Below are 5048 nucleotides of genomic sequence, written 5' to 3' on the forward strand. Positions count from 1 at the left end.
CTGGCCGGCGCCGCGGTGCTATGGACCGTCGCCGCAGGACCGGGCGACGGCTGGGGCGCGGCACTCCTCGCACAGCCCGGCGCGTGGACCGTACCGGCCACTTTCGCCGTCATGGCGGGCGTTTCCCGCGCCACCCGGCCGCCCGCCGGAGTGGCCAGGACCATGGTCCGGCTGCACACCCCGGAAGGACTAGTCCTGGACCGCGGCGACTGGCGTCCCCGCAGGGTCTGACACCGCTCACCGTCCCGGAGCGACCGTTCGCCGCAGCCGACGTGTCGTCGCCGCTTCGCGGTGCCGCCTCGCCGATAGACATCTCCACTTGGCCGGGACCCGGCTTTACCTTGTGGGTCACCACCCCGAGTGACCCCCATCACTTCCCCGAGGAGGTTCTCTTGAGCTCGGCTCGCGAGAACATCACCGCCTACGAGGAGATCCAGGAAAGTCCGGATTTCCAGACGCTCAGGCACAAGTTCCGTTCGTTCGTCTTCCCGCTCACCGCGGCCTTCCTGCTCTGGTACCTGCTCTATGTCGTGATGTCCGCCTGGGCGCGCGGCTTCATGGGCCACCAGCTCTTCGGCAAGATCAACGTCGCGCTGGTCTTCGGGCTGCTGCAGTTCGCGTCGACCTTCGCGATCGCCTCGTGGTACGCGCGGTTCTCCAGCCGCACCCTCGACCCCCTGGCGGCCAAGGTCCGGAAGGACGCCTCATGAGCCACGAGACGCTCGCGATCACCCTGTTCCTCGTCTTCGTCGGGGCCACCCTCTTCCTCACCGTCCGGGCGTCGCGGCAGACCAAGGACGCGACCGACTACTACGCGGGCGGCCGCAGCTTCTCCCCGATCCAGAACGGCCTGGCGATCGGCGGCGACTACATGTCGGCCGCCTCCTTCCTGGGCATCGCCGGGATCATCGCGCTCTCCGGCTACGACGGCTTCCTGTACTCCATCGGCTTCCTCGTCGCCTGGCTGGTGGCGCTGCTGCTGGTCGCGGAGCTGCTGCGCAACTCCGGCCGGTTCACCATGGCCGACGTGCTGGCCTTCCGGATGAGCCCCCGGCCCGTCCGGGTCGCGGCGGGCGTCTCCACGATCGTGGTGTCGGTGTTCTACCTGCTCGCGCAGATGGTCGGCGCGGGCGCGCTGGTCGCGCTGCTGTTCGGCCTGACCAGCGAGACCTCCAAGGCGCTCACCATCGTCGGCGTCGGCGCACTGATGATCATCTATGTGGTGGTCGGCGGGATGAAGGGCACCACCTGGGTGCAGATCGTCAAGGCCGTGCTGCTGATGGGCGGCGCGACCCTCATCGCCGTCCTGGTGCTCGGCAAGTACGGCTTCAACCTCTCCTCCATGCTCGGCCAGGCCGCCGAGCAGTCCGGCAAGGGCGACAAGTTCCTCGAACCGGGACTCAAGTACGGCACCGACGCCCAAGGGCTCGCCGGCAAGCTCGACCTGATCAGCCTCGGGCTGGCGCTGGTGCTCGGCACCGCCGGCCTGCCGCACATCCTCATCCGCTTCTACACCGTCCCGACCTCGCGCGACGCCCGCAAGTCCGTCCTGTGGGGCATCGGGATCATCGGCACCTTCTACCTGATCACGCTCGTGCTCGGCTTCGGCGCGGCGGCGCTCGTCGGCACCGACGCGATCAAGAAGTCGAACGCGGCGGGCAACACGGCCGCCCCGCTGCTGGCCGAGAAGATCGGCCAGATCGTCTTCGGCGACCTCGGCGGGACGATCCTGCTGGCGTTCATCGCGGCGGTCGCGTTCGCGACGATCCTCGCGGTGGTCGCGGGGCTCACGCTCGCCTCGTCCTCCTCGGTCGCCCACGACCTGTACGCCCATGTGATCCGCAAGGGCCAGGCCACGGAGAAGGAGGAGGTGCGGGTCGCCAAGATCTCGGCGTTCGTGATCGGCGCGGTCGCGATCGTGCTGGGCATCTTCGCGCAGAAGCTGAACGTCGCGTTCCTGGTGGCGCTGGTGTTCGCGGTCGCGGCCTCCGGCAACCTGCCCGCCATCCTGTACAGCCTGTTCTGGAAGCGGTTCAACACCCAGGGCGCCGTCTCGGCGATCTACGGCGGGCTCGGCTCGGCCGTGCTGCTGGTGCTGTTCTCGCCGGTGGTGTCCGGCAAGGGCGTCGGCCCCGACGGCAAGAGCCTCAGCCTGTTCCCCGCCTCGGTCGACTTCCACTGGTTCCCGCTGGAGAACCCCGGCCTGGTCTCGATCCCGCTGGGCTTCCTCGCCGGCTGGCTCGGCACCGTGCTGAGCAAGGAGTACAACGCGCCGAAGTACGCGGAGATGGAGGTCCGCTCGCTCACCGGCATCGGCGCCGAGCAGGCCGCCGACCACTGATCCCTCCCCCCGCCGGTCCCGCCCGTGACCGGCCAGGGCCCCGATTCCCCTTCCGGTGGGGGATCGGGGCCCTTCTCTCCCGGGCATTCCATAGTTTTTTGGTGTACTTTGTGGGGATGGATCGTCGGCGAGTGCTCACGAGTGCGGTCTTCGGGGCGGCGGGGCTCGCCGTAGGGGCTCGGCCCGCCACGGCGCGGCCCGCCGCCGAACCGCCCGCGGATCGCAGGCCCAATCTCGTGCTGGTACTCGCCGACGATCTGGGCTACGGCGAACTCGGCTGCTACGGGCAGCGGAAGATCGCCACCCCGGTGGTGGACCGGCTGGCCCAGGAAGGGCTGCGGTTCACGCAGGCTTACGCGGCGGCCGCCGTCTGCGCGCCGTCCCGGTGCTCGCTGCTGACCGGGCTCGACTCCGGGCGCGCGCGGATCCGGCAGAACCCGCGCGCCGGCAGCCCGAACACGCTGCGCGCCGCCGACCTGACCTTCGCCGAACCGCTCAAGGCCGCCGGCTACCGGACGGGACTGTTCGGCAAGTGGGGGTTCGGTCCGGACCGTCCCGACCAGGCCAGCCACCCGCACGCCCACGGGTTCGAGGAGTTCTTCGGCTACCTCACCCACCGCGCCGCCCACGACTACCGGCCCGGCTTCCTCTGGGACGACGACCGCAAACGGGCGCTGCACGGCGCCTACGCGCCCGACCTGCTGCGCGACCGGGCCGTGGACTTCGCCGAACGCCGTGGCGACGACCCGTTCCTGCTCGTGTTCAGCCCGAACCTGCCGCACGCGCCCAGCACCGTCCCGTCGCAGGGCCGGTACGCGGGCAGGTCGTGGCCGAGCGCCGACCGCGGCCACGCCGCCCAGGTGACCAGGCTCGACGCCCAGATCGGCCGGATCGTCGCGGCGGCCCGCACATCGGACCGGCCGACGATCGTGATCGTCACCTCCGACAACGGCCCGCACGAGGAGGGCGGGGTCGATCCGGACCGGTTCAACGCCAACGGCCCGCTCCGCGGCTAGAAGCGGAACCTGTACGAGGGCGGGATCCGGGTTCCGCTCGTCGTCTGGGGTCCCGGCCTCGTCGAGAAGGGCCGCAGCGGCCGCGTCACCCAGCACACCGATCTGCTCCCCACACTCGCCGAACTGGCCGGCGCGAAGGTTCCCGACAGGCTGGACGGCGCGTCGATCGCCGGTGTCCTGACCGGCCGCGGCGGCGCCTCCGCCCCCGGCCACCGCTACTGGTACCGCAGCGAGCTGTACGCGACGCGCCGCGCTGACGCCGCCGAGCACGGCAGCGTCACCCGCCTGGCGGAGGCGGTCCGCCGCGGCCGCTGGAAACTCGTCCGCTTCGCCCCCGGCCGCACCCGCCCCGCCCGCTCCTCCCAGTGGCACAACGAGCTCTACGACCTGCACGCCGACCCCGGCGAACGCAAGAACCTCGCCTCCCGCCACCCCCGCACCGTCACCACCCTCTCCGCCCTCGCCGACGCCTCCCACTCCTAACCAGTCTTGGCAACCCATCCCAAGCTGCGCGCCCGCTGACCGCTGTGGGCGCGCGGCGTGCTGCCGGAACGCCCAGCCATTGCCCTTCATCCCCCAGGAGGCTTCTTCGGGGTGTTGCCGTGCGGTAGACCGGGCCGCGCGCCCTGATGGTCATCGGGGTCGGTGGGATGCCGGCCACCCGGGTGCTCGCGCAGGCTGGGTCGTGGGTGCGCGGTGTGGGGTGGATGGGGGGTGGCGGTGGGATGAAAGGTGGTGGAACGGGGCGGTTCCGTGGGGGGCGGTGGGGAGGGGGCGTGGGAGGGTTGCGGGCGTGGACGAGGTGCGGATCGGGGAGGTCGTCCGGGCCTGGGGGTGGATCGGGGGTGCGGGGTTCGGGGGGCCGCCCACGCATATCCGGATGCTCAGGGAGCTCTGTGTGGAGCGGCGGGGGTGGATCGGGGCGGGGGAGTTCGAGGACGCCGTCGCCGCGTGCAATCTGCTGCCGGGGCCGTCGTCGACCCAGCTCGCGATCTTCGCGGGGTGGCGGGTGCGCGGGCGGGCCGGGGCCGTGGCCGGCGGGCTGGCGTTCATCCTGCCGGGGCTGGCGCTCATCGTGCTGCTGTCGGCGCTGTTCCTGGCGGGGAACCCGCCGGAGTGGGTGCGGGCGCGGGCGGCGGGGGACGGTTCGGCCGTCGCGGCCGTCGCCGTCGACGCCGGATGGGGGCTGGTGGCGTCCAGCAGGGAACGGGCCCCTGACCGGCGGCGGTGGCTCCTCTATCTCGCCGTCGGGGGAGTGGCCGGGGCGGAGATCGGCCCGTGGCTGGTGCTGGTGCTGCTGGCGTGCGGGTTCGCCGAACTCGGCGTCCGGGAGCCCCGGCGGGCGGCGGTGGTGTTCCTGCCCGTCGGCGGGATCGGCGGGCTGGCGTCACTGAGCTGGACGGCGTTCAAGGTCGGGGCGCTCTCCTACGGCGGCGGATTCGTGATCATCCCGTTGATGCAGGCGGACGCCGTCGGGCACGGCTGGATGACCGCGGGCCAGTTCCTCAACGCGGTCGCCCTCGGCCAGATCACGCCGGGTCCCGTGGTGCACACCGTCGCGGCCGTCGGCTATGCGGCGGCGGGCGTGACCGGGGCGCTGCTGGCGGCGGCGGTGGCGTTCGGCCCGTCGTTCGGTTTCGTGCTGGTCGGCGCGGGCCGGTTCGGCCGGTTGCGCTCGGCGCCCCGGATCC

3 protein-coding genes and 2 pseudogenes are annotated in these 5048 nt (G+C 72.0%); all 5 read left to right on the forward strand.

The window, feature by feature from the left end; all coding sequences use genetic code 11:
- Window positions 1–231 (forward strand): annotated as a pseudogene (locus ACYVE7_RS28775) (cation acetate symporter); the annotation flags it as partial.
- A gap of 161 nt (window positions 232–392) precedes the next feature.
- Window positions 393–710, forward strand: coding sequence for a DUF485 domain-containing protein (locus tag ACYVE7_RS28780; protein WP_460368987.1), 318 nt, complete (start codon window positions 393–395; stop codon window positions 708–710).
- Window positions 707–2341, forward strand: coding sequence for a solute symporter family protein (locus tag ACYVE7_RS28785; RefSeq protein ID WP_460368988.1), 1635 nt, complete (start codon window positions 707–709; stop codon window positions 2339–2341). Before ACYVE7_RS28780 ends, ACYVE7_RS28785 begins: the two co-directional genes overlap by 4 nt.
- Before the next feature lie 116 nt (window positions 2342–2457).
- Window positions 2458–3840 (forward strand): annotated as a pseudogene (locus ACYVE7_RS28790) (sulfatase-like hydrolase/transferase).
- A 310-nt stretch (window positions 3841–4150) separates the two neighbouring features.
- Window positions 4151–5048: chromate efflux transporter (gene chrA / locus ACYVE7_RS28795; RefSeq protein WP_460368990.1), on the forward strand; the 898-nt coding region annotated here is incomplete at its 3' end.

It is taken from the genome of Actinocorallia lasiicapitis (assembly GCF_054778695.1).